General features: G+C 48.9%; 24 protein-coding genes and 1 pseudogene. 9 read left to right on the forward strand and 16 right to left on the reverse strand.

Annotated elements, in window-relative coordinates:
• Positions 1–48: 48 nt before the first annotated feature.
• From DFP98_RS22650 to DFP98_RS22685, 8 genes are all read right to left on the reverse strand, one after another.
• Complete coding sequence (locus DFP98_RS22650; protein ID WP_116062883.1) at positions 49–1,548, reverse strand: glycoside hydrolase family protein; 1,500 nt, start codon at positions 1,546–1,548, stop codon at positions 49–51.
• A gap of 28 nt (positions 1,549–1,576) precedes the next feature.
• The gene (locus tag DFP98_RS22655; protein WP_116062884.1) at positions 1,577–2,455 is read right to left on the reverse strand and encodes a carbohydrate ABC transporter permease; all 879 of its coding nucleotides are present in this window, start codon (positions 2,453–2,455) and stop codon (positions 1,577–1,579) included.
• Positions 2,456–2,472: 17 nt separating this feature from the next.
• Positions 2,473–3,414 (reverse strand): ABC transporter permease subunit, encoded by a 942-nt coding sequence (locus DFP98_RS22660; RefSeq protein ID WP_116062885.1) that lies wholly within the window; start codon positions 3,412–3,414, stop codon positions 2,473–2,475.
• Between the two features lie 83 nt (positions 3,415–3,497).
• Positions 3,498–5,231: an extracellular solute-binding protein gene (locus DFP98_RS22665; RefSeq protein WP_116062886.1), complete on the reverse strand. Its 1,734-nt coding sequence runs from the start codon at positions 5,229–5,231 to the stop codon at positions 3,498–3,500.
• Positions 5,232–5,328: 97 nt separating this feature from the next.
• Positions 5,329–6,102 carry a response regulator transcription factor gene (locus tag DFP98_RS22670; protein WP_116062887.1) on the reverse strand — a complete coding sequence of 258 codons (774 nt, stop codon included), beginning with the start codon at positions 6,100–6,102 and terminating at the stop codon, positions 5,329–5,331.
• Positions 6,095–7,861, reverse strand: a complete 1,767-nt coding sequence (locus DFP98_RS22675; protein ID WP_181917872.1) for a sensor histidine kinase — start codon at positions 7,859–7,861, stop codon at positions 6,095–6,097. The genes DFP98_RS22670 and DFP98_RS22675 overlap by 8 nt, the downstream gene beginning before the upstream one ends.
• A 455-nt stretch (positions 7,862–8,316) precedes the next feature.
• The gene (locus tag DFP98_RS22680; protein ID WP_181917873.1) at positions 8,317–9,000 is read right to left on the reverse strand and encodes a Crp/Fnr family transcriptional regulator; all 684 of its coding nucleotides are present in this window, start codon (positions 8,998–9,000) and stop codon (positions 8,317–8,319) included.
• 146 nt (positions 9,001–9,146) lie between these two features.
• Entirely contained in the window at positions 9,147–9,689 is a 543-nt protein-coding gene (locus DFP98_RS22685; RefSeq protein ID WP_116062890.1) for a DoxX family membrane protein, read from the reverse strand.
• Positions 9,690–10,036: 347 nt separating this feature from the next.
• Between DFP98_RS22685 and DFP98_RS22690 the strand changes: the two genes are divergently transcribed.
• The 6 genes from DFP98_RS22690 to DFP98_RS22715 all read left to right on the forward strand — a co-directional run bounded on the left by DFP98_RS22690 (position 10,037) and on the right by DFP98_RS22715 (position 18,214).
• Positions 10,037–11,827: a cache domain-containing sensor histidine kinase gene (locus tag DFP98_RS22690; protein ID WP_116062891.1), complete on the forward strand. Its 1,791-nt coding sequence runs from the start codon at positions 10,037–10,039 to the stop codon at positions 11,825–11,827.
• On the forward strand, positions 11,802–13,223 hold the full coding sequence (locus tag DFP98_RS22695; protein WP_181917874.1) for a response regulator transcription factor: 1,422 nt from the start codon (positions 11,802–11,804) through the stop codon (positions 13,221–13,223). The genes DFP98_RS22690 and DFP98_RS22695 overlap by 26 nt, the downstream gene beginning before the upstream one ends.
• A 118-nt stretch (positions 13,224–13,341) precedes the next feature.
• Positions 13,342–15,081 (forward strand): extracellular solute-binding protein, encoded by a 1,740-nt coding sequence (locus tag DFP98_RS22700; RefSeq protein ID WP_246016650.1) that lies wholly within the window; start codon positions 13,342–13,344, stop codon positions 15,079–15,081.
• A gap of 104 nt (positions 15,082–15,185) precedes the next feature.
• Positions 15,186–16,091, forward strand: a complete 906-nt coding sequence (locus DFP98_RS22705) for an ABC transporter permease (RefSeq protein ID WP_116062894.1) — start codon at positions 15,186–15,188, stop codon at positions 16,089–16,091.
• A 12-nt stretch (positions 16,092–16,103) separates the two neighbouring features.
• Positions 16,104–16,982, forward strand: a complete 879-nt coding sequence (locus DFP98_RS22710) for a carbohydrate ABC transporter permease (protein ID WP_116062895.1) — start codon at positions 16,104–16,106, stop codon at positions 16,980–16,982.
• Between the two features lie 44 nt (positions 16,983–17,026).
• Positions 17,027–18,214 carry a Gfo/Idh/MocA family protein gene (locus DFP98_RS22715; RefSeq protein ID WP_116062896.1) on the forward strand — a complete coding sequence of 396 codons (1,188 nt, stop codon included), beginning with the start codon at positions 17,027–17,029 and terminating at the stop codon, positions 18,212–18,214.
• Positions 18,215–18,309: 95 nt separating this feature from the next.
• Here the strand turns inward: DFP98_RS22715 and DFP98_RS22720 are convergent, their stop codons facing one another.
• From DFP98_RS22720 to DFP98_RS22730, 4 genes are all read right to left on the reverse strand, one after another.
• Positions 18,310–18,852: a DoxX family membrane protein gene (locus DFP98_RS22720; RefSeq protein ID WP_116062897.1), complete on the reverse strand. Its 543-nt coding sequence runs from the start codon at positions 18,850–18,852 to the stop codon at positions 18,310–18,312.
• A 248-nt stretch (positions 18,853–19,100) separates the two neighbouring features.
• On the reverse strand, positions 19,101–19,529 hold the full coding sequence (locus tag DFP98_RS22725; RefSeq protein WP_116062898.1) for a DUF3995 domain-containing protein: 429 nt from the start codon (positions 19,527–19,529) through the stop codon (positions 19,101–19,103).
• Positions 19,530–19,546: 17 nt separating this feature from the next.
• On the reverse strand, positions 19,547–19,681 hold the full coding sequence (locus DFP98_RS40020) for a hypothetical protein (RefSeq protein ID WP_281275155.1): 135 nt from the start codon (positions 19,679–19,681) through the stop codon (positions 19,547–19,549).
• Positions 19,674–19,943 carry a response regulator gene (locus DFP98_RS22730; RefSeq protein ID WP_246016651.1) on the reverse strand — a complete coding sequence of 90 codons (270 nt, stop codon included), beginning with the start codon at positions 19,941–19,943 and terminating at the stop codon, positions 19,674–19,676. The genes DFP98_RS40020 and DFP98_RS22730 overlap by 8 nt, the downstream gene beginning before the upstream one ends.
• 264 nt (positions 19,944–20,207) lie before the next feature.
• Here DFP98_RS22730 and DFP98_RS22735 point away from each other — a divergent pair, with 264 nt between their 5' ends.
• Entirely contained in the window at positions 20,208–20,756 is a 549-nt protein-coding gene (locus DFP98_RS22735; protein ID WP_116062899.1) for a DUF7010 family protein, read from the forward strand.
• Positions 20,757–20,820: 64 nt separating this feature from the next.
• Here the strand turns inward: DFP98_RS22735 and DFP98_RS22740 are convergent, their stop codons facing one another.
• The 3 genes from DFP98_RS22740 to DFP98_RS22750 form a co-directional block, all read right to left on the reverse strand.
• Positions 20,821–22,053, reverse strand: a complete 1,233-nt coding sequence (locus DFP98_RS22740) for a fibronectin type III domain-containing protein (protein ID WP_116062900.1) — start codon at positions 22,051–22,053, stop codon at positions 20,821–20,823.
• 156 nt (positions 22,054–22,209) lie between these two features.
• Positions 22,210–22,602: a type II toxin-antitoxin system death-on-curing family toxin gene (locus DFP98_RS22745; RefSeq protein ID WP_116062901.1), complete on the reverse strand. Its 393-nt coding sequence runs from the start codon at positions 22,600–22,602 to the stop codon at positions 22,210–22,212.
• Between the two features lies 1 nt (position 22,603).
• Complete coding sequence (locus tag DFP98_RS22750; RefSeq protein ID WP_116062902.1) at positions 22,604–22,897, reverse strand: AbrB/MazE/SpoVT family DNA-binding domain-containing protein; 294 nt, start codon at positions 22,895–22,897, stop codon at positions 22,604–22,606.
• Positions 22,898–23,195: 298 nt separating this feature from the next.
• On the opposite strand from DFP98_RS22750, the gene DFP98_RS22755 reads away from it, so the two are divergent.
• Positions 23,196–23,774 (forward strand): sigma-70 family RNA polymerase sigma factor, encoded by a 579-nt coding sequence (locus DFP98_RS22755; protein WP_116062903.1) that lies wholly within the window; start codon positions 23,196–23,198, stop codon positions 23,772–23,774.
• Positions 23,767–24,597, forward strand: coding sequence for a hypothetical protein (locus DFP98_RS22760; RefSeq protein ID WP_116062904.1), 831 nt, complete (start codon positions 23,767–23,769; stop codon positions 24,595–24,597). The genes DFP98_RS22755 and DFP98_RS22760 overlap by 8 nt, the downstream gene beginning before the upstream one ends.
• A gap of 99 nt (positions 24,598–24,696) precedes the next feature.
• Here the strand turns inward: DFP98_RS22760 and DFP98_RS39220 are convergent.
• Positions 24,697–25,518: pseudogene (locus DFP98_RS39220) on the reverse strand (hypothetical protein); the annotation flags it as partial.

The raw sequence follows: 25,518 nt of genomic DNA on the forward strand, positions 1-25,518 counted from the left end.
GCGTTTCTTCTAGTTCTGTTGCGCTGCAGCTTTGTCGCCTGGCAGAAGTTAAAGGGTTTTAAAGTAATCCTGACATTTAAGCAGCGATAAGGCGGCAATTGCATTGCAACCATACCAATCTGCAAAAGATGGATCCAAATGCGTTCCAAACCGCCAATCCACCCCTGAAGTTGAATACCTGCCCTCAGCATGCTGCATGCGCGTAATGGCATTAGCCGCACGCAGCGACTTGATTTTATAAATTTCTTTCTTGGTTGCCTGGTGCAAGGAAATAAGCGACATAAGCCAATTCCCGGTATGCACTTCCATAGGGAAATAGAAGATGTATTGCTCCATGACAGTGGGATAAACCGTTTGGCAAGCCAAATGATTCACATGAGGGCCGAAAATAACAAATTGGTCTTCAACAAAGCGATTAATGCTTTCGGCAATATCGATTGCAGAGGGAATTTCATCCGCGTATTTGCAAAGGAAGCGGATCATTTCGCATGCGTCCCAATTTTCCAAATTGCTGTATGGCGGCTGTTCTTTCACATCTTCGTACATGCCTTGCCACCGGTTTGTTCTAACGGGGTGATCCAACGTCCAGCGAATCGCTTTGTTAATGGCAGATTGGTATGAATCGCGATGTCCGACTTGCTGCATTCCATCCAGAAATTTAGCAATCAGTATGCCGGATGACGTATATTCTTCAACGACATCGCCCGTTTCCGGATTCACCCGGTAGGGCCAGCTCCCGTCCTCATTCTGCATGCCGGCCAACGTATCGGCCAAATGTTCGGCGTAGTCAAGGTAACGCGCATCGCCGCTGCTATGATAGAGCGACAGCATCGCTTCCCCTACTCTGGCAGCTCTGAATACAGTCGTACAGCCACGTTCAGGTATATGTTCTTCCGATATATCCCCGGTAATCCAAGCCGAGATTGGAAATCGGGAGCATTTCCAGTCGGAGTTCAGTGTGTGGGAGATCAACCAATCCCCGATGAAGAGGGCAAGCTGATGTGCCCTTGCCCCCAACACCGTATCGGGAAGGCGCCTTGATACTTCCAGAAACAAAAAAATGTAACTGGGGTAATGGAGCGCCGGATACACGATCTCATGCTGGCTCCCCTCGGTTCTATAATCAATAGTGCTTTCATAGAGCGTAACTGCGCTGCTGCGCATCAGGAGAGGCAGTTCTTCTTCCGGATTTGAAAACGCGAGCAGCCATGTCGTATTGCGCAACGCACTCTCTTCCCAGTTCTCCGGAACTTCGATCTCCCCGTCGAAATCCGGCACCTTGGTAAACCTCTGCATTTTGGACTGTTCAAATACTTTTCCATTCGTGTCTTTGGCAATGACTACCCAATAGACTTCGCCTAAGGGAAACTGATTCCAATAAGTTGAAAAATCAAAAGTAGATTCCTTCGTGACGTTCTTTACGGCATGATTGTCAGCAGCAGCAAACTGAATCTCATAAGCTGCCGCGCCTTTTACCGGCTGCCACGTAAACTGGGGCGGGTCAATGAACCTTATCGCATTCTGATTCCAACTCGTAATCTCAATCATGAGAATGTGTCCCTCCAATTTTTTCCGGCTAGCCCTTGATGGAACCAATCAACAATCCCTTAATAAAATACTTCTGCAAAAAAGGATATACACAGGCGATCGGCAAGATGGTAATCACAGTGATCGCCATTTTAAACGTTTGCGGCGTGATCGAACCCCTCTGTCTATTCCCTGCCTCCTGCAGCTGCTCAATCGTCGAAAATTGATTCAGCATGTTATATAGCACATATTGCAGGGAATGCAGCTGCGGATACATCGTATTGTAGATTTGCACGTCCATGAACGAGTTCCATTGATTGACGCAATCGAACAGGACAACCGCGGCAAATACAGGGGTGCAAATGGGGAAAATGACCCTGAAAAACAGCTTGATATCGTTCGCCCCGTCTACAACCGCAGCCTCGGATAGTTCCTTCGGCAAAGCCTCGATATAGGTTTTGATGAGCACCATATTAAATACCGAGATGGCGCCAGGTATTACATAGATCAGAAACGTTCCTTTCAAATGGAGAAAGCCCATCAATAAATACATGGGGATAATGCCGCTTGAGAAATATAAGGTGAAAATAAAATACCTGCGGAAAAACTTAACGCCGAGCAGATCGGGCCGGGACACGACGTATGCGGCCATCGAGGTAATAAATAACATAATTGCCGGCCCTAGCACGCTTCGTGCGATCGAAATGAATGCCCCGTTTAATACGGCGGGATACTCGAATGCCCGTTTGAACGAGTCAAACGTGAATCCCTCCGGCCATAATACGAGCCCCCCCTTCAGCATATTGGGGCTGCTTAGGGAGTAGCTGAAGATGTAAATGAACGGGATGATCATAACCGCAAGGATGATCAACATAAACAACTGATTGGATATATCGAACGCAGTACCGCTTAAAGATCGTTCTTTCATCTCGTTTGCCTGCCTTGTTAGAAGATTGCCTTATCCGTCGCTTTTTTCGAAATGGCATTCACTGCGACAATGAGGATGAGACTGACAAATGTCTTCATAATGCCGACTGCTGTCGCATAGGGGAAATTCAGCAGCTGGAGGCCGTACTTGTAAATATAAATATCGAGAACCTCCATCTTCTCCCAGTTGGTCGGATTCGTAAATAAATAGAACTGCTCGAAATTTGAATTCAAAATCCAGCCGCTGTTCAATATGAGCAAGACGATTAAGGTCGGGATCATACCCGGAATCGTAATGTACCACACCCGTTGAAAACGGTTCGCTCCGTCTATTTGCGCCGCTTCGTAGTACTCATTCGATATAGACGCGATGGAAGAAATAAAAATAACGCTGTTATATCCAAGATACTTCCATGCACCTAGTGCGATCATGAACACCCAGGCGTACTTCGGATCCCCCAGAAAATTGAATCCCTCTTCAACGATCCCCCATCCGACAAGCGTCTCGTTAATGGCGCCGGCCGAAGTTGCGAACAGCGCGCTGGAGAACGAGTAGATAATGACCCAGGAGATAAAGAAGGGAAAAAAGGTAATGGTCTGAATCAGCTTTCCGAAAAACCTTATTCGGATTTCATTCATTAACAAGGCGAATATAAACGCGGTCACCAAGTTCGTGATCAGCGATCCGATATTCATAGCCAGCGTGTTGCGCAGCAAGTAGATGTAGTCGCTGCTCTTCGCAAAGAAATTCGTAAATTGCTGCAGTCCCATCCATTGCAACGAAGAATAGTCGCTCCCCGGCCGGTAGTTGACAAAAGCGATGATCCACCCTGACAAAGGGATATAGGAGAAGAGGAAAACCAATACAAACGCCGGCAGCAGCATCAGGAACAGATACCGTTGCTTGACGAACGTTGCCATCACTTTACGTCCCCTTGCAGGTACAATTGTGTTTCCCATGAAACGTCCCTCTCTATCCGTTGAGCGGAAATAGAGGGTCGAACGCTTCGCCCGGATCCTCTATTTCCCTTTCAGCGGCTTCCTTATTTATGCTGATCCAATTGACTGGCCTTATCCTGATAAAGCCTGTTGTATTCGTCCACGACTTCATTCGGCTTAAGCTTCATATATTCGGCGACGATGGATTGATACAACGCTTCGAATTGCTCATCCGTTTTCGGTTCAACTATCAGCTTCGCGGAGTTTTTCACGCGGAAATCGACCATTTTCTGCTGCAAAGCGCCGATCTCCGAAGTGGTGTCGAGCGAGATTGTCGAAATCACGCCGGTATGAGCCGACACTCCGGTTTTCAGGAAGTAATCTTTCGAGCTCGCCCAGCCTAGTTGATGAAAAGCATCCTTCGCCTCGGGCGTCAGCGTCAGATCATCCCGGATTTCCGAATTCTGATTCATGCTGTAAGGACTGCCATCCGGAGCATTCGTAGCCACATTGCCAAGGAAATCAAACAGCCCGAACCCGATTGCGTTATACTTTTCCGAATCTTTCAACGCACTGAGGTAAGCTTCCGTAGGGACGCGTTTGCTATCCTGAATCGTATAATGCTTGCCTTCGATACCCGACTGCAGCAGCAGCTTCCCTTCCTCCGTAGCCGCCCAAGCAAGCAATTCCTCAATGCGCTCGGGGTGCTTGGCATTCTTGGTAATCGCATAAATGGCGTTCGGTCTGCTGTCTTCCACGCGAATTAACCGTTTCTCGTTCCGTTCCACCTGCGTCATGCTGCGAACCGGCATATTGATGTATTGCATTTCCGGATGACCGGCTTTAATGAGTCCTTGATTGGAATCCCCTAGCCCCCATACGTAATACCATGTCGATAAAGCTCTGCCGCTGTTCAACTTTTCTTGTACTTGATCCGCTTTATCCGTGAATGAATCTTTATCCAGAATGCCCTCGCGATACAAATCGTTAAAGAATTGCAGGCCTTCTTTGACATATTCGTTCAGCATATAATCCTCGAAATTCTGCTCCGCGTCATTCCACACGACCCCGAGATTGCCCGCCGCAGCGAAATATCTTCCGCCCTTCTCGTACATAATTCCGGAAACGCCCTGAATTCCCCACGGCTCGCCGAAAGGCACAACCATACCAATCGTTTTCTGTCCGTTCGTCGTCGGATTATCCTTCAGCGCTTGCTTCAAAAAACGGATATAATCGTCAGTCGAAACCAGATTCGGCCAGCCCTGTTGCTTGAGCGCATCGATTCGTACGCCGACATCGTTGACTTCTACCAGGTTCTCGAAGTTCTGAGGTACGCCGCCTTCCCATTTGTACAGCTTCCCGTCGGGTCCTGCCAATTTCCATAACGGAATTTGTACCTCGTATCTTTTCGCGAATTCGGGCGCGCTCTTCACGAAATCGTCCAGAGGCCGCAATGCGCCCGCTCTGGCATATTTGTCGAATGTGACGTTGTCCGATATGGCGACGATTTCCGGGTAATCCCCGCCAGCCAACATCAAATTCAGCTTGTCCACCATATTCCCCGGAGTTTGGACAAATTCGAATACAAGATTGAACTTGTCCTTAATGATTTGGCCGATTTCGGTTTCATCGCTTCTTTTCTGTTTGATGGCCGATTGGGTCAGGACCTTAATGACATATTCCTCTTTTACAGCCTCATTCCCCGATTCTCCTTGGCCGGCGCTTTGCGTCGATGTTGACGGAGAAGAGCCGGATTTGGAACCGGACTCACACGCAGCTAACGCAACAAGGCTTAGAACGATAACGACAGACAACCCCATTTTCCATAACGCTTTCAACTGTATCCCCCCAGCAAGTTTTAAGTATAGCGCTTACAATTAAAAGCTTATCGAATCCGTGCTAGCTTTCATATCGCTATACATTAGCTGTTTTATATCATTTTTTTAGATGATCCTCGCGATATTCCGTAGCAGAGAAACCTGTTATTTTCTTGAATACTCGAGCAAAATGGAAATAATTGATGTACCCCGCTTCGTACGCAACCTCCTGTACCGAAAGCGACGTATCTCGAAGAAGCCCGCACGCATACGCGATTCGCTTACTGGTCAAGTATTGCAGGAACGTATCGTTGCCCGCCTTGCGGAACAGTTGACTCACATAGCTTATATTCAGGTTAAGCTCGTCGGCAACGCTCTGAAGCGACAAGTCCTCATGGAAATGTTCGTCAATATACGCAATCATTTTGCCGTATGTCGTATCGTTAGATTTCGGCTCCCGGGCGGAATGCAGAAGCGTAGGGAAATCCGCAGCTTCCGTTCGTTGGATCGCCTTCTTAGCCAGCTGTCTCTCGCTGAACTTGTCCAGCGCCTCTTTGATCTCCGCCTTTTCAAACGGCTTAAGGCAATAGTTAATTGCCCCATATTGGATCGCCTTCTTCGCGTAATCAAAATCCTTGTAGCCCGTCGCTATGATAAAATCCGCACGATCACCCCGTTCTACGCACCTTCTTATCAATTCCAATCCATCCATGCCTGGCATGCGGATGTCGGTAAATACAAGATCCGGCGAATGCTGCGCAATTTTCTCGTATCCCTCGATACCGTTAAAGGCTGTGTCCACGATATGAAAACCGTGCGCTTGCCAATTGATCATATTATTCAGGCTTTTGACCACCCATTTCTCGTCATCGATCAACATCACCTTATACATGAGGAACACCTCTTTGTCCTGGAATGTGTATGCTGACTTCCGTTCCTAAACCCGGGGCACTCTTAATGCCGAGCCCGTACTCGTCTCCGTACATCGTCCGCAGTCTGTTGTGCACGTTGACAATTCCGAGATGCTCCTTATTCCGGTCCCTCTCAAGAAACTCGTCTCCCGCGGCAAGGTCCATGCGGATGGATGCAAGCTTCTCCTCGCTCATGCCGACTCCGTCGTCCCTTACCCGAATCACGATATCGCCATCCGGCTTCATTCGGCCTTCAAGATGCAGGTGCCCTTTATCTATCCGGTTCTCCAAGCCATGCGTAATCGCATTCTCCAGAATCGGCTGCAAAATCATCTTGATGACGCGGCAAGAGAGAATCGATTCCTCGACATCGATCCGAGCTTCGAATCGGTCGTCGAATCGGAACAACTGCAGCTGGATGTAGGATTTTGCGATATCCAGCTCCTGTTCGAATGTCACCTCTTCGTGGCCTTTGATACTGTATCTCAGCATTCGACCCAAGGCAGTAATGTGGTCCAGCAAGTCGGTCGCTCCGGTCTCGCTAGCCATCCCCTTAAACGATTCCAGCATATTGTACAGAAAATGCGGATTTACCTGCTGCTTCAAATAGGCAAGCTCCGCCTGCTTCTTCATCAGTCCAAGCGACATTATACGGGTCTTCGAGGCAACGACCTCATTCGTTAAATTGCCGATTTCGTCAAGCATTTCGTTAAATTTGTCAGCCATTACCGTAATCTCGTAGTAACCGGTCATTTGCAATCGCATTTGATGATAGTAAATATTTTTGACTTGTCTGATTTGAATGAAGCGCATGAATGTGCGGATCGGGTCGATCAGATTGCGGTTGATCACCCATAAGACGAACAGCATGAATGGAACAACCAGTGCGAATATCCATAAATATGTCTTCCAGACCTTCTCCAAACCGCGCTGCAAATCGTACTTCGAATAGATATTGACCACTTTGCCCTGGATCTCCGGCACATCCGCCGACTGGACGACATATCGTCCGTCGCTGTTCCATTCGGTAAGGTCCAGCCTTTTTCCAAGCATCGCGCTATCGTTTCCGGCACTGACAATTCCGTTCCGGTCGAGCACATAGAAATTCCCAAAACCGTTTTCAAGCATCGTATCGAATTGGGGAAACAAGGCGTCCAGATCCAGAATAGCAACCATATACCCGAGATGTTTGACTGGAACGACATTGCGAATTTCCGCTCCCAGCATAAAGAAATTCTGCTCGCTCCCGTTCGCGACGATCGTTCTGAAGCCGGCGTAATACAGCTTGGACTGACTGTTATTCATCTGCGAGATTTCATCAATCGTTTTCATAACCGCCTGTCTCTTGTACGGATCCGACATATAGTTAAAGTTGCTTCCATTATCGCCAATGACAGTCATGCTATTTATGCCATTCTGCACTTGGGTGACTAGAGCGACATGGGAATCTACCTTGCGAAAAAAGTCCATCTTTTCCAGCACGTCTTCCGTTTGCAGATACAGATGGATCTCCGGGTTATAGATCGTATTTTTGACCACACTATCGATATTGTCTAACTGAGATTGAATATATTGCGTAACCTTGTCCAACAGCTCGGCGGAATATTCGCGGTTTTTCTCGTAAAGCATCTTCTTCGACTGGTTAAAGGTCAAAGCCATTACGAGGACCGTCACAAGCAAAAACATAACAAAAACAACCAGCAGTTGAAGCTTAATCGGACGCTTCTCAAATAAATTCAACGTTCTCTCCCCCCTGATTATGCATAGTATAGTTCGCAGTCTCATTACGCTCGTAAAATAACAAACCAAAAGCGAGAATATCGATAGTAGAAACGTAAGTTAATATAACATAAACGAAAGTATTCAAAATACAATGTGAACTAAAATAAGCGGGTTGAGTTAGTGAAAACCGTCAACCCGAACACTTCTGATTTTGGAGGAACTGTTAGAGATAAGAGGGGCGAGAAAAATTGAGCGGATGGGCCGTCTCTAACGGTCTGGCAGACCGTTTACGCGGGCGAAATCGAGTGGAAGACTGTCTTTAACGGTCTGGCGGACCGTTACGCGATCGAAATCGAGCAGATGGCCCGAGCCGGGGAGCGAAGGCCAAAAATGTGCCTCGACGCGACCCGGGCCGGGATGCGAAGGTCGCCCATCGTTCGCCTAACCTGACAACATTGGGGGCGGGGCAGTCCTCAAGTCGGCTCTAATAAATTTCTAAGACTGTCTATGTTGCGAATGCTGATTTTCTTCCGATCGATACGGATTAGCTGCTCGTTCTGGAACTCAAGCAACAATTTCGTCACCGTCTCGCGAGCCGTTCCCGTCATATCCGCCAAATGCTGATGCGTCAGCTTCAAGTCAATTAAAATGCCGCCGGAAAAGGGCACGCCATGCTGCTCAGCTAATCGCAGCAGCATACGGGCAATACGCGTGCGCGCATCGTGAATGGTCAAATCCGTGATTAATTTATTGGCACCGCGAAGGCGCTCCAAGGTGGTTTCCAGTATGCCTATCAGGATTTCGGGCTTGCTTTTAACCAAGGGAATGAAATGACGTTTCTTCAAAATACAAAGAGTGGACTTCTCGATTGTTCTTGCAGAAGCGGAATGTTCCCTTTCATTTTGCAGCAAAGCCATCTCTCCAAAATAGTCGCCTTCTCTAAATATAGAAAGAATGATGTCCCTGGAATGGTTATTTTGATAAATTTGAACGACTCCCGATATCACCAGATAGAGCGCTTCTCCTTCATCGCCTTCCAAGAAAATATACTCGCCTTTGGAGTAATTGCATATGCTGCACAGCTTAGATATCTCGGCTAGATGTTCATCGTTAAGCTGCTCGAAAAGCGGAAAATCGCGCAATAATTGTGGATTCATCCTTGCCACCTCCGGTATAACCATTATAACGGTTAATATCGCGAAGAGTTGAAGAAGAAAGCTTCTCCGAACGCGCAAAAGGCGCTCCGGATATCGGAAGCGCCTCTTGGCATCAGGCTATGGGAGATGGGAATGGAGCTTACTGTTTATTTGGCTAGCGCCCCTTCGCCGGTTGTCGGATTTTTCGGCTTGTGGTGGAAGAGACGGTCGGTGCCCTTATGAATCAGCGGGAGCACGTAGCGGTCAAGTCCGAAGCGTCCGGCGTTCGTTCCGGCGACGACGACCAACATTCCGAGGAGCAGCAGCCATGGGTTCGTGCTTACGGTTCCGGTGAACAGGAACATGAAGTTCATTAAGATCCCGAAGAAGGCGGCGGTCAGCGTTAACGTTCCGAGTATGAGTCCAAGTCCGACTAAGAATTCGCCCCATGGGATCAAGACGTTAATGATCTTTACGTTCGGCAGGGCAAAATGTTCAAGGAATGCTAGGTAAGTCGGGTAGACCGCCTCCCCTGTCGCCTTATCGACGATCGGGTTGTTCACCGCGTTGTTCAGGAAACCTCCTGCGTTAAACGGCGTTGCTCCGGTAATTTTATGCCAGCCTGCCGTTAACCAAGCATATCCGACTACGAATCTGACGATCATTACGATCACTGCCGCGATGCGGTTTTCTCTCCAAAGCTTCATCATGTCACTCACTCCTCAATTGAATTTAGTTTGCTTTTTATTTTGAACGGGTCCGATTAGGTGTGCGTCTGTTGTTTGTTCGCCGATGTTCGAGATCGTGTGCGGGACATCGGGATCACCTTCCTCGCTGGCTTTGTGTTTGTCTTTCATGGCTTTATTGTACGTCCAGTTGCGATTTCAGTTTGTGATTAAAATCACAAACTTAATCAAGTTCATCATTTAGACATTTTTATCTTCATTGCCGGCGCCGGTTGAACCCGGGCGAGTTGGATTTTCTCTATGGTATTCTAACTAATGAGAATGATATATTGTAAGCGATTAAACACCCCACTGCGTACAGGAGAGATCGGATGGACTATTTCAAGAGACGTCCCATCAAGCTTCAATTGCTGGTCATCTTCATTATGTTCGTCGCCGTTGTCGTATCCGTAATGTTCGTAACTTACCTGCAATCCCAAAAGATGATCTACCAAAAAAATCAGGCCTATTCCATAGAGCTGCTCGACAAAATCACGCAGTACATTCAGTCGCAGATCGATACGATCGACGGGCTGATCATTAATACTTCCTACAACGCAGACGTTCATCAGTATTTACGAACGACGGAGCTGCTCGACAAAATCGACGCCTTCAAGAAGGTAGACACCTATATTACAACGGTCAGTCAACTTGAGAATGGAATCGTGGACATGACGATCATCGGGGAGAACGGCAATAATGTTAACCTCATGTACCACAGACAGAAGAAAAAAGTCGTATTGGACACCGTCGAAGAAATGAAAAACTACGATTCGCCGTTGAAGCCGTACTATGCGGGATTCAAAGAGATTGTTGAAAGCGGCATCCAGAAGCATTATTTTGTGATCGGTTCCAAAATCAGCAACACCTTTCCACGTTCCACGCTGGGCTACCTGGTCGTTATTCTGGATTTGGATTCCCTGTTCCCCAAGTTTAATACGATGCTGTCCAGCGGCTTCGGCAGCTTCTACGTGCTGGATCGCAACGGGATTGTTTCCTCCAGCAACGATGCGCGACTTATTGGACAACGGCTGGAGCTCGATACTGTGGACGCCCGGCAGGAGCCCTATATCGTTCAAACGATGGAGCTCCGCGACCTGCAGGGAAAAATCGTAAACGTCTATTCGAAGCGAGATTTGTTTCGCGGATTGGAGAAGGTTCGAGCCGTTTATGGGTGGATTATGGCGGTGTGCATCCCCGTCCTTCTGGCGCTGCTCTGGGTGATCAGCCGCAATATTCTCGAGCCGATGAAGTCTTTCATGCGTTTCATCCAAGTTCAGAAGGTCAAAAATATTTATCACGGTCAGGAACGAATCCAGTTAGTAGGCTACAACGAAATTATGGTAATGGCCGACAAGTTCAACGGCATGCTCGATGAGATCGATCAATTGACGGATGAAGTGGTCGCATCCAAAACAAGAATCATGTCGCTGGGGCTGCTGAAGAAGCAGGCCGAACTCGCGTTCCTGAAGCAGCAGGTGAATCCTCATTTTCTGTATAATACGCTCGAATCGCTGAAAGCCATGGCGGGCGAGACCGGGGCAATGGAAGTCCGCGAAATGATCGTAGCGCTGGGCAAACTGCTCCGTTACAGCATTAAAGGGCAGGATGAGGTCACGCTCGGCAAAGAACTGGACATTGCAAAGGCGTACTTAAAGCTGCAACAGTTCCGATTCGCAGGCCGGTTCGACGTTCATATCGCGTTTCCGGAAGCGTTATTAAATAACCGTGTGATTAAAATGGTATTGCAGCCTATTCTGGAAAATGCGATTACGCACGGTCTGGAAAGCAGAATGGAAAAAGGGAACTTATGGCTAAGCGCTCGAGCAACGCCGGGGGGCGACATTGTCCTTTCCGTCCAAGACGACGGAATCGGCATCCCCGGCGAGAAGCTCGCGCTCATTCAAGCGGAAATAGCCGCCGGCGAAGAGTTTCTCTCGCGCATGCATGAGGGCGACAACGCCCATCTCGGTATTCTTAACGTACACAACCGGCTGCGAAGCGCCTATGGCGAGCCGTATGGATTAATAATCAGCAGCGAGCCGAATGCGGGAACGGAAGTGGAATTGCTGCTGCCGCAAAGAACGGAGGATTCTTATGTTGAAAGTGCTGCTCATCGATGACGAGCAATGGGTGGTCAAAAGCTTGAAGACGATTGTGGACTGGGAATCGCTTGGTTATGAGATTATAGGCGAAGCCTTCAACGGCGTGGACGGATACGAGCAGCTCCGGAAGCTGTCGCCCGACCTGGTCTTCACCGATATTCGCATGCCCGGAATGGACGGACTGGAATTAATCCGTCGGGGCAATGAATTAAACAAGGGAATCAGCTTTGTTGTGACGTCCGGGTACAAAGAGTTCGAATACGCGAGGAAAGCGATGCAGTACGGGGCGCTTTCCTATTTGCTGAAGCCGTTTGACGAGGAGGAATTTCTGGTCGTATTGGATCAATTCGGCCGGAAGCAGTCGAAGAACAAAACGATTTGGCAGATGGAGCTGGTGAGCCGGCTGCAGGACCCCGACGAGCATTCCGATCGGCTCCTTGAAGAGCTGATGGGCAAGCTCGGCTTCAAGTGGGACGAGCAGTTCGGCGCTGCCGTTGCCGTTGCCATCGGCTCCGCCGAGCTGCCCATTCCGACGGATGTACCCTGTCTTGCTTTGCAGACCGGAAGAAACGTGAAAGCATATATCGTTCGCGGAGATTGTATCGCAGATTTGGTCGAATCGCTTGCCGACGAGCTTCCGGAGTTCGTTGCCGGCGTAGGAATCAGCGGCGTCGTTCATCAGTCGTCCCATTTGATGGAGGCCATTGACGAGGCGGACGTCGCAGCTTATCAATATTTTGTTACGGGACATAAGGGGGTTTCGCATGCCATCCCCCCCGGCGGCAGATTAGCCGAGTTGATGGAGATGCTGCGGCAATTAAATCGGACGCAACGGCCGGAGCTCGTCGACGATTTGTCCGTCAGAATCAAAACGTTGATCCGTGAAAGCCGGTTTACGATCAAAACCGCCGCATCCTTGTATAATTGGGCTTTGCTGAATGTGTACAAGCTGGAGGACGAACCGTTATTGACCTATCAGCAGCTGGCGAACAGGTTCGAATCGGTAAATGAAATGATGGCGGAATGGGAATCGCTGCTGCGCGTCTATTGCGACCGCACCTCTGTCCCTCCTCCTCCCACCACTCAGGTGCCCACCTTTAACAAAATCGTCGCTTATATCGATGAGCATTTCAGAGAAGATCTGTCTTTGCAGGTCGTTTCCGAAAGTCTGAACCTGCATCCGAGCTATGTGAGCCAGTTGTTCCGCAAGGAGTCGTCGGAGACGTTCCTGCAGCATGTCACCCGCAAACGGATCGCCTATGCCCGCAAGCAACTGACGGAAACAAATCTCTCCATTCAGGAAATATCGGAAAACGCGGGGTATTTGGACTACTTCCACTTCGCCAAAATCTTCAAGAAGACGGTCGGGCAGACGGCTTCGCAGTATCGCGATGCCGTCCGCGGCCCATCCTAAAATATAGACATACCGACACTAAGTATGAACATATGAAAACGAATCCTTATCTTTTATGATCAAGGTGTAAGCGCTGACAAGACAGACATGATCAAAGGGAGGATTTGAATTGAGAGCAATGCGCAGAAAAGTAATGCTGATCGCCATGGTGTGCTGTGCTCTACTCGTCACGGCGTGCAATTCCGGCAACAACGCTCCGACTGCAAGCGAGTCGACCGCCTCTTCGCCATCCGGCAGTGCAAGTAACGCCGAGGGTAGCGCAAGCGAAGCCCCGAAAGAGGAATACGTCATTAAAGTATTAACGCAAGCCGCTATGAAAGTGAAACGAAGCGATGAAACCAAAGTCGGACAAGTGGTTAAGGACAAATTCAATATCGTATTCGAATACGTTCAGACACCGGGCAATTATGCGGACAAGTTGAATCTGATGCTGGCTGGAGGAGATTATCCGGAAATCATCACAATTCAGGACAATGCGACTTTCGATAAATATGTACGCGCAGGCGCCCTGCTTCCGCTGGATGATTTCGTGGCCAATGCGCCGGAATTCGCGAAACGTTACAGCGAGCAAATTCCATTGTGGAGACTGTCGGCGTATGACGGCAAGCTGTACAAATGGGAAGGCATGGTGCCGGTCGACTTCCGCAACTATGTCGAAGTGAACGATATCGGCGTACGCACCGACGTGTTGAAACAGCAAGGGTATCCGGACCTGTTGTCGACGGACGATTATATTCAATTCCTTAAGCAAGGGCTTCAGGACAATCCGACGACGAATGGTCAGAAGACGCTCGGGATGATCGTCCCGTTCGCAGAGCCGTGGGGCATGCAGGGAATTTCTTCGATCATGTACGAGAAAGGCGGAAGATATACGGCGGCCGCCGGAAATATGGGCGTCATCTGGAATCAAGTCGATCAGAAATTCGAAGATATGATGATGAACGAATATGTTAAAGAAGGTTTGGTCTTTTTCAACAAGCTGTATCGGGAAGGCATTCTGGATAAAGACTCCTTCACGGACAAATACGATCAGTTCGCAGAGAAGCTGAATAGCGGCCGGGCGTTGTCCTCCTGGTATGTCGTCTGGGGACTGAACGCGACCAATCAAGGCTTGATCGAAGCGGGACTACCCGATATACAGTACATTAATATGCCGGTTCGCAGCATGACGCAAGTCGAGCGTAATGAGAAGCGTCAAATCCGTGTGGAAGATACTCGCCCGTTCGCGATTTACTCCATTACGAAAAATGCCAAGCATCCGGAAAGAATTCAGGAGCTTCTGGCTTGGGCGGCGACGGAGGAAGGACGGATTTTGCTGCAGTCCGGCTTCGAGGGCGAGCAATATACGATTGTCGACGGCAAACGCGTGCCGACCGAAGCTTACAAGAAGATGCTGGCCGATCCGGATTCCGACGAAAAAATCGGGCTTGGCGGATTCGAATTCCTCGGCAACGTATTGACGAGCGGCGAAGACGGCGTTCCTTACAACATGTCGCTTGACCCGAGCATTCAAGACGAGCTGGGCTTGACGCAACAGGCGCGAGACGCTTACAGCGCACTTGGCTGGAGCAATTCTAAGGATTATTATCTGCAGACCGGAGAATCGGCGCATACCGGCGTTGCCGGAACGATCGCGATCGACACCACGTCCGAACTCGGCGCCTTGCACCAAAGAATGGTCGATTTCCGCGTGAAAAACTCGACCAGCCTCATCATCAAACCGAAGTCGGATGAAGAGTTCGAAGCCTTATATCAGTCGGTCATTAGCGATTATCAAAAATTAAATCCCGAGCAAATCGTTAACGAGTATAACCGGCTCTACCAGGAAAAGAAAACGCAAGTCGATCAACTAAAATAAGACAAGTCAGCTTGAGAATGAAGGGCCAGAGGATATGCGGACTGTAATTCGTTCTTGTATCCTTTGGCTTCTTCATTGTTCCCGAATGGCGGAAAGGATGAACCATGATCGCCAAAATATCCAGACAACGTTATCTGTATGCCATGCTTATACCGGCTGTAGTGATCACTTTTATTTTCGCATACGTCCCCCTCTTCGGCTGGTTTATCGCATTCGTTAACTATAAACCCGGGTTTTCCTTGTTTTCATCGGAATGGATCGGGTTCCAGCAGTTCAAAGCTTTCTTCACGGAAACGAAGGATTACGTCTACTTGCTGCGGAACACGCTGTCGATCAATATCGGCTCGTTGATTGCCAACCTGGGTACGGCATTCGTGTTTGCGCTTCTGTTGAACGAGGTGCGGCTGCGTTTTTTCGGGAAGCTGATTCAGACCGTTACCTTCTTCCCCTTCTTCATCTCGTGGATCATTATTTACTCGCTATCGAACGCCTTGTTCGCAACCTCGGCCGGCGCGATCAACCAAATGCTCGTGCAATGGGGCTGGATGGACGAAGGAATGAATGTGCTCGGCGATCCGAAGTATGCCTGGGCGTTTATTATTGCGATTGGCGTATGGAAATATCTCGGCTATAACAGCGTGATCTTTATTTCGTCCATTGCTTCGATTCCAGCGGAATATTACGAGGCCGCCCAGATCGACGGCGCCAACCGCTGGCAAAGAATGCTGTATATTACGGTGCCGAACCTGGTGCCGACGCTGATCGTGCTGCTCATTCTCAATAGCGGATGGATACTCAACTCCAACTTCGAACAGTTTTATTTGTTCACCAACACGACGAACTGGGAGAAGATGGAGGTTCTCGATATTTACATTTATAAATACGGGTTGCAATTGCTGAACTACCCCTATGCGACTGCGGTTGGCATCATGAAGACGGTTATGAGTCTGCTCATTATTGTCTCGGTGAATGCCATTGCCAAAAGAGCAACGGGAAAAGCCATATTTTAAGAGGGGAACACGATGAAAGAACGAACAATAAGCGGTTCGCTGTTTGACGTAGCCAATACATTGTTTATGCTGTTTATTTTATCCGTCATGGTCGTCCCGTTCGTCTACATCCTCAGTTACTCGTTTAGCAATCCGGGCATGCTGAAGGGTGGTCTAATCTTGTGGCCGGCCGGCTTTACTTTGGACTCATATACGAAAGCCTTTGCGGACCCGGCCGTTCTGAAGAGCGTGTTCATCTCTGTCGCCCGAACCGTTCTCGGCCCTGCGCTGATGCTGCTGTTTACTTCGATGGGCGCTTATACGCTGACGCGCAGCGACCTGGGCGGGGTGAAGTTTTTTCGCAAATACTTCGTTTTTACGCTTTATTTCTCCAGCGGGATCATCCCAATGTATTTGCTGATGGGATACTTGCAGTTGAAAGGAACTTTCCTCGTGTACGTTCTGCCAGGGGCGGTGTCCGTTTTCAGTATGGTGCTCATCAAGACGTACATCGAAGCGCTGCCGAGAGAGCTTGAGGAAGCCGCCGTTGTGGACGGGGCCAATGATTTTCGATTGTTTTTCCAAGTGATTTTCCCGATTTGTACCCCTGTCTTCGCGGCCGTTGTTCTGTTTGAATGCGTGAATCAATGGAATGCGTTTATCGATACGCAAATTTACAATACGATGTCTCCAGACCTGTATCCTTTGCAATATGTATTGTACAACACCTTAAATCAGATCAATTCCCTGGAGCAATTAAAGTTGCAGGGACAGAAAGGCCTAGGGGCGATTACGCCGCAGACATTCAAGATGGCGATAACGGTCATTACCGTGCTGCCGATCGCTTTCGTCTATCCTTTCTTGCAGAAATATTTTGTTAAGGGACTGCTGGTCGGTTCGATTAAGGGATAACGAATCAGGTTTATGGGACAAAAGGCAACGGAGGCGCAGCAACAATGGGGAATAAAGTGAGATTGGCCGTCGTAGGCGGACAAAGGGGAGGCGCTTTCGGCTCTGCGCTGGTCAGCTTGGCGGATACGGTCGAGCTGGCGGCGGTATGCGATCTGAATCCGCTTGTGCTAGTCGATTGGCAGAGCAAGTATCCGGGCATCGCTGTGTTCGACAGCTTCGATAAACTGCTCGATAGTCCGACGGTTGATGCGGTTTTTCTCGCGACACCAATGCTGATTCATGCTCGCCAGGCCGTTCAGGCGCTGCGCGCAGGCAAACATGTGCTGAGCGAAGTGATCGCCGCCCATACGATCGAGGATGGCTGGGAGTTGGTCGAAGCGGTCGAACAAACGGGCCTGACGTATATGATGGCGGAAAACTACCTCTTCACCCGCGAGAATATGATGGTGCAGCAGCTTGCAAGAGCAGGCAAATTCGGGGAAATCACGTATGCGGAATGCGGATACATTCACGATTGCCGGAATTTGTTTCATCATGAAGACGGAAGCTTGACGTGGCGGGGAGAATATATTCGCGACTTTAATGGCGCTCCGTATCCGACGCATTCGCTTGGGCCGGTCGCGAAATGGCTTGGCATCGGGGACGAAGGCGGAGATACCTTCGAAGAGCTGTTCACCATGAATGCGAACAACAGAGCGTCGGTCGCGTATTTCCGCGAGCGGTTCGGTGCTGAGCACCCGGGCGCTCAGCCGGGATTTTGGCGGCAAGGAGATACGTCCAGCACGCTGATCCGCACGAAGCGCGGCGCGCTGATCTCGCTGCGTGTCGATCTTCAGTCGTCGCGCCCGCACAATATGGTGCATTACGGCTTGCAGGGCACGAAGGGTGCTTATATGGGGCCGAGATTCGACGGAGAAACGCCATTGATCTGGCAGGAGACCGAGATTGCCGGCGAGAAAGGCCATGAGGAGTGGCAGCCGCTTTGGTCATGCGCATCAAAGTGGGAACATCCGCTCTGGCGGGAATGGTCGGCTGAGGCGCTGGCTACGGGTCACGGCGGCGGCGACCTGTTCGTCCTGCAGGAGTTCGTGACGGCGGTGCGAGAACGCCGAAGACCTCTTGTCGACGTGTATGATGCGGTGACGTGGAGCTCAGTGTTTCCATTGTCGGTACAGTCGACTGCGGCGGGCGGCGCGCCTGTGCGTTTTGTTGATTATCGGCAAGGCAAGTAAAGATGAAGCTTCTATATTAGAATGCAAGAGGCGCTCCGGATATCGGAAGCGCCTCTTGCATTCTGGCTATGGGAGATGGGTATGGAGCTTACTGTTTATTTGGCAAGCGCCCCTTCGCCGGTTGTCGGATTTTTCGGCTTATGGTGGAAGAGACGGTCGGTGCCCTTATGAATCAGCGGGAGCACGTAGCGGTCAAGTCCGAAGCGTCCGGCGTTCGTCCCGGCGACGACGACCAACATTCCGAGGAGCAGCAGCCAAGGGTTCGTGCTTACGGTTCCGGTGAACAGGAACATGAAGTTCATTAGGATTCCGAAGAAGGCGGCGGTCAGCGTTAACGTTCCGAGTATGAGTCCAAGTCCGACTAAGAATTCGCCCCATGGGATCAAGACGTTAATGATCTTTACGTTCGGCAGTGCAAAATGTTCAAGGAATGCTAGGTAAGTCGGGTAGACCGCCTCCCCTGTCGCCTTATCGACGATCGGGTTGTTCACGGCATTGTTCAGGAAGCCCCCTGCGTTAAACGGCGTTGCTCCGGTAATTTTATGCCAGCCTGCCGTTAACCAAGCATATCCGACTACGAATCTGACGATCATTACGATCACTGCCGCGATGCGGTGTTCTCTCCAAAGTTTCATCATGTCACTCACTCCTCAATTGATTTTAGCTTGCTTTTTATTTTGAACGGGTCCGATTAGGTGTGCGTCTGTTGTTTGTTCGCCGATGTTCGAGATCGTTGGGGAGACATCGGGATCACCTTCCTCGCTGGCTTTGTGTTTGTCTTTCATGGCTTTATTGTACGTCCAGTTGCGATTTTAATTTGTGATTAAAATCACAAAGTAGACCATGTTCATTTTTATGCCACATTTGATCGCCCCCTCAGCTCAACTCATCGACTCAGTAGCTGAAGCGCGACAAGGCAAACTCCGAGGAAGAGACATAGCGGACTATGCAACTGTGTATCCCATTTAGCGAATGGCGTATCGATTTGCTTCTTAAAGAAACCGACCCAGCGAAAATCTCCGATAGCTCGCAATAGAAATACGACAGATAATGCCCAACCTCCATATCGTAGCAGCCACTTCGAGAAAAGGAACGACTCCACAGCTTCGTTAGCCTCCAGAACAAACCATCCGGCCAGAGCCAAGGCCACGGCAACGAGGATTGTAGCGGTCTTGGAAGGCCGAAACAATGGAGCCTTGCCGTTGCTTGGAACCGCGGCTTCGCCTCCCCAGCTTCCTCCCGCCGCCCAATACCAATGAATTCCGCTAAGCAGAAATAATATTCCTCCAACGATCCAGGCCATGGCCTCTATCATGTGAACGCCTCCCTTATCTATCTGATACGAATATCCCGTCGCCGATGGCCGAACGAAATCAGTTCTTTCTCCCGCTTATATCGTTTGTTCTGTTCCAAGGCCGCCGCATCGTCCACTTCCGCCACCATCAGAACCATTCCATCCTCAAGCATCCATTCCAGATCCAACGTTTTCAGCCGAAATTCGATTCATCTTAATGTCCGTCACGATCACGTCGGGATCGAGCCGTTCGACTAGCAATAAGGCCTCTTCGCCGTCTTCCGCAGTATGTACCTCAGCCACTCCGCACTCCGCCCACGGGAAGACCGTCTTCAGCCCCTCGCGTATTTCCTTCTCGTCGTCGACAATAAGTACCTTATGCATTTCCGCTACGCCCCTCTTCAACGACTTCCATCTATCGGCATCATATTGCATCGGCGACAATTGTTCAACCTCCGGTGTCTCAATAGGAAATCGCACAACGCAGCCCGGATCAGGCTCAAACGACGTTTGTACGAAAAACCGTACAACGCAGCTCATATCAGTCCCGATCAACGAACATTTGTAGGAAATATCGTACAAAGCGACCAAAATCAAAGGTTGTATGACACTAAAACGTCTTCGATGATAATAGGAGGCTGGAATTATCTGTGCTATACTGTAAGATCGCATGACTACATAAAATTAAAGGAGATCAACATGAACAGTCACAGCAGTTTACACGTTTTGCTTGATGACATTTCAAGTAAACAAAAGAAAGGCTTACCCTTTATATTAGCGTCGATTTGTATTTGGGGAATTATCACTATAATTACATTCAGTTCGCTAGATCTAATGGTAAAAAACATCATCACCCTGTCTTGCGGAGCGCTATTGTTTCCGATATCCACCATTTGGGCAAAAATACTAAAGGTAAATTTATTTTATAAAGAAAATCCAATGATTAACGGACTACTTATTGCTACCAACAATCAAGTGTTATACATAATTATTTGCGTCTTCCTTCTAATTAAGGCTCCCACGCTAGTACTGCCGGCATATGCCATCATTTACGGCGCACATTTACTGCCCTATTCCTTTTTTTATCAATCAAAAAGCTATAGGATTGTTTCTATATTTATTTGCCTAGCCATTTTGGCAAGGCTTGTTTTTTTACGACTGAGTGTGGATTTTATACCCGTAATTGTTGAAATCGGTGTAATTTCTTTAGCCCTTCTGCTGCGCAAAGAATTACAGAAAAAGAATTAATTCTAGCACACCATAGAAAAAGCCCGGGAGCCGAAGCCCCCGGGCTTTTAATTTATGAAGTTGTTCACTTATCGTACTCATCCACGTCAAACGTGAGGATCTTATCGAAGATCACGTACTCGCTGCGAGCAGCGAACGGACCTTGATTCCATGTCTTCGTGAACCTGTATTTAGCAGGGCCGACACCCGCATCCTTGGCGTCGTACCAGGCGAGGAAAGCGTTAAGCTCGGCTTCGGAAAGCTCGTATTCCTTGATCTGACCGCCAAGCAAATAGATCGTCAGAAGCGCTCCCGGAGAAGCCGTTCCTCCCACTTGGGCAGAGGCTTCGTTCGAATATGCGCTTTCCTGTCCGAGATCGTTCGTTGCCGTGACTACGTAGTAATAAGGAGTGTTCGAGTCGACCTTACTATCAGTGTACGTAGTCCCATAGACGCTCTTGGCAACGGTGATGTACGGCCCTTCCTCGTAGACCGATCGTTTCACTTTGTAGTACGTTGCGCCGGTCACGGACACCCAATCCAAGGAAATCGTTCCCTCCGCATCGTTGCCGCGAGCTTGCAGATTTTGAGGCGGGCTTATTTTCGGTACAACCGACACTTCGTTCGATCTCTCGCTCTCTCTTCCCTCCATGATATAGGTCACGACATAATAATAAGTCGTCCCGTTCGTGACAGTGCGATCTTCGTAAGAGTTGGATGTCGAGGTCCCGATATGAACATACGGACCTTCCGGAATTTTCGAACGTTTGATATAGGCGTATGTGGCCTCCGTAACGCTGGGCGTGGACCAACTCAAGGTTACCTTTCTGTCCTCGGGAGTGGCCGCAAGATCGTCAATCGGAGGCTGGGTAAGCGCACCGAATACATCGAACTCATATAGTCGAGCTGCGTTCAGGTTCGGATCGATATTCTCAATATGGATATAGACAACGTTTCTAACCGGCACCTGTAAGTGCACCGTTTGAATCGCAGAGGTGCGTTCGATCTCCTCCGAATATAAAAATTGTCTCAACCCGTTATAGAAAGTTAATCTGGCCCTCCCCTCGGTTAAAAACGACTTGTAGCTCGTAATCGTCACTGGCGACGATCCCCATTCCAGGATGGATCCCGAATAAATATCCGCAGAGGTTTGGAGGTCGTTATCCGTTGCGCGGCTGTCATATTGCCCCGGCCACGTCGTATAATAGCCTTCTTTACCATTCAATAGTCCGCCCATTGCGGCATAGGTCTGCGTTGCAGGAACGAACAAGCCGAAGATTAGCATCAATCCTAGCCATACACATATGTTCTTTTTCACCCGTCTACCTCCAGTCGTATATTTACTTTCACTAGTAGGTGGCTTTCGTACGACATGCCGTATAAGCTTTCCTGTATCCTCGGTCGAACTAAAGGTTTTATAGACAACAAAAAAAACTCCGGCCTCGTACTCGTACGGTCAGAGTTTTTGTATACGTTATTTTTCTCTCGAATGCTCATTCAATAGAGAACTGATCGTCTTCAAAGAGTGCTCGCCTTTAGCGATGTCGATTATAAACTCCACCGCAAACTCACGTTCCATTCGTAAATAATACCCATTTAACATTAAAAAAGATTTTGTAACCAGATAGGCCGTTCGCTTATTGCCATTGTGAAAGCAATGGTTCTTCACCAGGGATTCCAGCAGCGCTGCAGCCTTGTCAAATAAAGTTGGATAAGCATCTTCTTCAAACAGACTCTGCCGGGGTCTATAAACCGCAGATTCCAGCAAACTATGATCCTTCACGCCTGCTTGCTCTGCGTCATTCATTTTTTTCATCATAAAATAATGGGCTGCGACGACTTCTTCCAGGGTCAGAAAATGAGTCATATCACCGATCCCTTAAATCTTCAAAAATGTCTCTATCTTCTTCAAAGATGTCAAAGAAAGCTTCCAGAACCTCGGTTCGGACGTTATCGGGCAGTTTAATTTGGCGGACCTTTTTGATGACCACTTCACCGCGATCGTTTTCGATAAATTCAATCTCGTCCCCCTGTGTAACATCAAGCTTTGCAGCAAGACTTTTAGGTAAGCTTACACCCAAGCTGTTCCCCATTCGTCCTATTTTACGGGAGTACCGTATTGCATTCTGTTTATCATTCATCCATTTGATCCCTCTGTTCATTAAAAATTCTCCTTTCCATAGTATGATCCGTACACTCAGAGTTACACCTTAATAAAGTAATAACTTTATAACATATATACACTATTGTACAACACAGAATAAGCTTGAGCCGAAGACTCTTCAAAAAATGTTCCATCACGCTGGGTGTAGACCAACATGACATTGGTGTAGAATGATTTGACGATTTGTTAATGCTTTTGATAATTTAGCGTATTAACCTATGTGAATTCCTTCAAAACAAATTGCGCAATTTGTAGAGCTTCGCTAAGAGGGAACACGGAGCCAAGGAGGTGGGCGAATGGAAGTTGTCCAAGGAAAGGCGGACCGCCGCAACTATGCAACAGCGCTGTATGGGGCAACGGTATCCAAAGAGGAATTTGCACAGCTATACGATCGATATTTTCAACGCGTCTTCAACTATATCTGCTATCGGATCAATAACCACTATGCCGCCGAGGATATTTGCAGCCAGGTTTTTGAAACGGTCATACGTAAATATCACACCTATTCCAGCGAAAAAGGCAACTTCGAGGTATGGTTGTTTGCGATTGTTCGCAACGCTGTAACCGACTATTTCCGGATGCAGAACAAACGCCGCCATTTCTCGTTGGATTCGATTCTGGATAGAGTCTTTCCCAAGCCATCTCCCGAAGAGCTGGCGATTCGCGATGACAATAACCGGGCACTGTTCGAAGCTTTGGCCCGTTTGCGCGACAAAGAGCGCAACATCATTGCGATGAAATACGGGGCAGGGCTGAAAAACTCGGAAATCGCGCAGCTCCTGGAAGTCAGCGAGTCCAACATCGGCGTTGTTCTGTACAGAAGCCTGAGGAAACTGCATGCAACCTTAGAAGCGGGAGGGTTCAGGAATGAATAAAAAGCACGATCCTACAGCATTTCATACGACCGTTCAGCGGCTGGAAGCTTTTGATCCCGGCAGCCCTTTAATCAAAGAGCGGATTTACAACCGACTGATCGACAAAATGGACAACCGCACAATGGAACCTCAAATTCAGAATAAGGACGGGATTTCTATGAAACAAGCAAAATGGCGCAAAGGATTGATTGCTTCCAGCCTTGTACTTTGTCTCGGAGGCGCCTTCTCGACAACTTCCTACGCTCACGACCTCTTCCAATCTATTGCGGCGAAATTCCAGGTTGGCAATATGACGATCACGAAATACGAAGGCGAGCTCCCTGACTCCTACAGCAGTCCGTCTGCCGGGGCCGAGGAGGAAAGCGGACGACCTACAGAAGTACAGGCGCCAACCTCATTAAGCGTCGATGAAGCGCGTGCTGCGATCGGCCTGAACTTCCCGGCTCCGACTTGGATGGAGGGCTACGAATATGTTAACAGCGTCCTTCATGGCACTACGATGGCCGAGGTTCAGTATGCTTCGGGCGACCAGAGCGTTAACTTCCTAATCTCCACAGGCGGAGAAAATGAAATCCTTACAACCGACGAGGTTACAACGGAACTGATCGACGGGGTGAACGTGTACAAGGCGAACGGCATTGTGATGTGGGAATCGTATGGTTTCACTGTGGAACTGTACGCTCAGGAGGATTTCGACAATGTCACGCTCGGAAAAATCATCGGCAGCTTTACCGTAGGGGCCCCGGTTAAACCGTTGACCGAGGATGAAGCGGCCAAGAATGTGCAAGAACGTGCGGGGGCAACGGCGGCTCCTGCACGGTAATAGAAATAGCCGGCTGTTCCCCGTTTGGGAATAGCCGGCTTTTTTATAGCATCGGATCGATTATCTTTCAATGCAATCGGTTAGCTTAGGAGACAGAAGCTAATACCCCAGAAAACGAAAGTTATCAAAGTAGACGGTAGTCGGGCTGGTCGGCTTCATCCACAGCTCGATTCCCTTCATCCGGGTCAGATCGAGATTACTCAGCTCATTGAGCGGAATGCTGACCGATTGCGACGAATTCGGACTGATGACGATCGGATGCGTATCGTTCGGCGTGTTGTCCTCGTCGAAAAACTTCGCTGCCACCATCACCTGCGTACTGTTCGGATTGTAGACGTCAAAATTCACATAAATGTAATTCGACCAATCCGCCGACGGGAATGCGGTTCCCGCGCCGAACATTCTCACGCTCGGGAATTCTACGTTCGTCGTATAATCCGCCTTCAACGAAGAATTACCTTGCGTCACATGCTGAGTCGACAAGCTCAAGTTGACATTGTTTCCTTGCAGACGGCCCAGATCCTGACTCGTCTCCGCGTAATTGAGCGGAGTTACCGTAAGAGGTTCAAACCCTAGAAAATGAAAATTATCGAAGTAGACGGTAGTCGGGCTATTCGGGTGCATCCATAGCTCGATTCCCTTCATTCGGGTCAGGTTGAGATTACCCAGCTCATTAAGCGGAATGCTGACCGATTGCGACGAGTTCGGGCCGATGACGATCGGATGCGTATCGTTCGGCGTGTTGTCCTCGTCGAAAAACTTCGCGGCCACCATCACCTGCGTACTGTTCGGATTGTAGACGTCAAAATTCACATAAATGTAATTCGACCAATCCGCCGATGGGAATGCGGTTCCCGCGCCGAACATTCTCACGCTCGGGAATTCTACGTTCGTCGTATAATCCGCCTTCAACGAAGAATT

This window comes from Cohnella phaseoli, assembly GCF_003386235.1.
Lineage (GTDB): Bacteria > Bacillota > Bacilli > Paenibacillales > Paenibacillaceae > Cohnella > Cohnella phaseoli.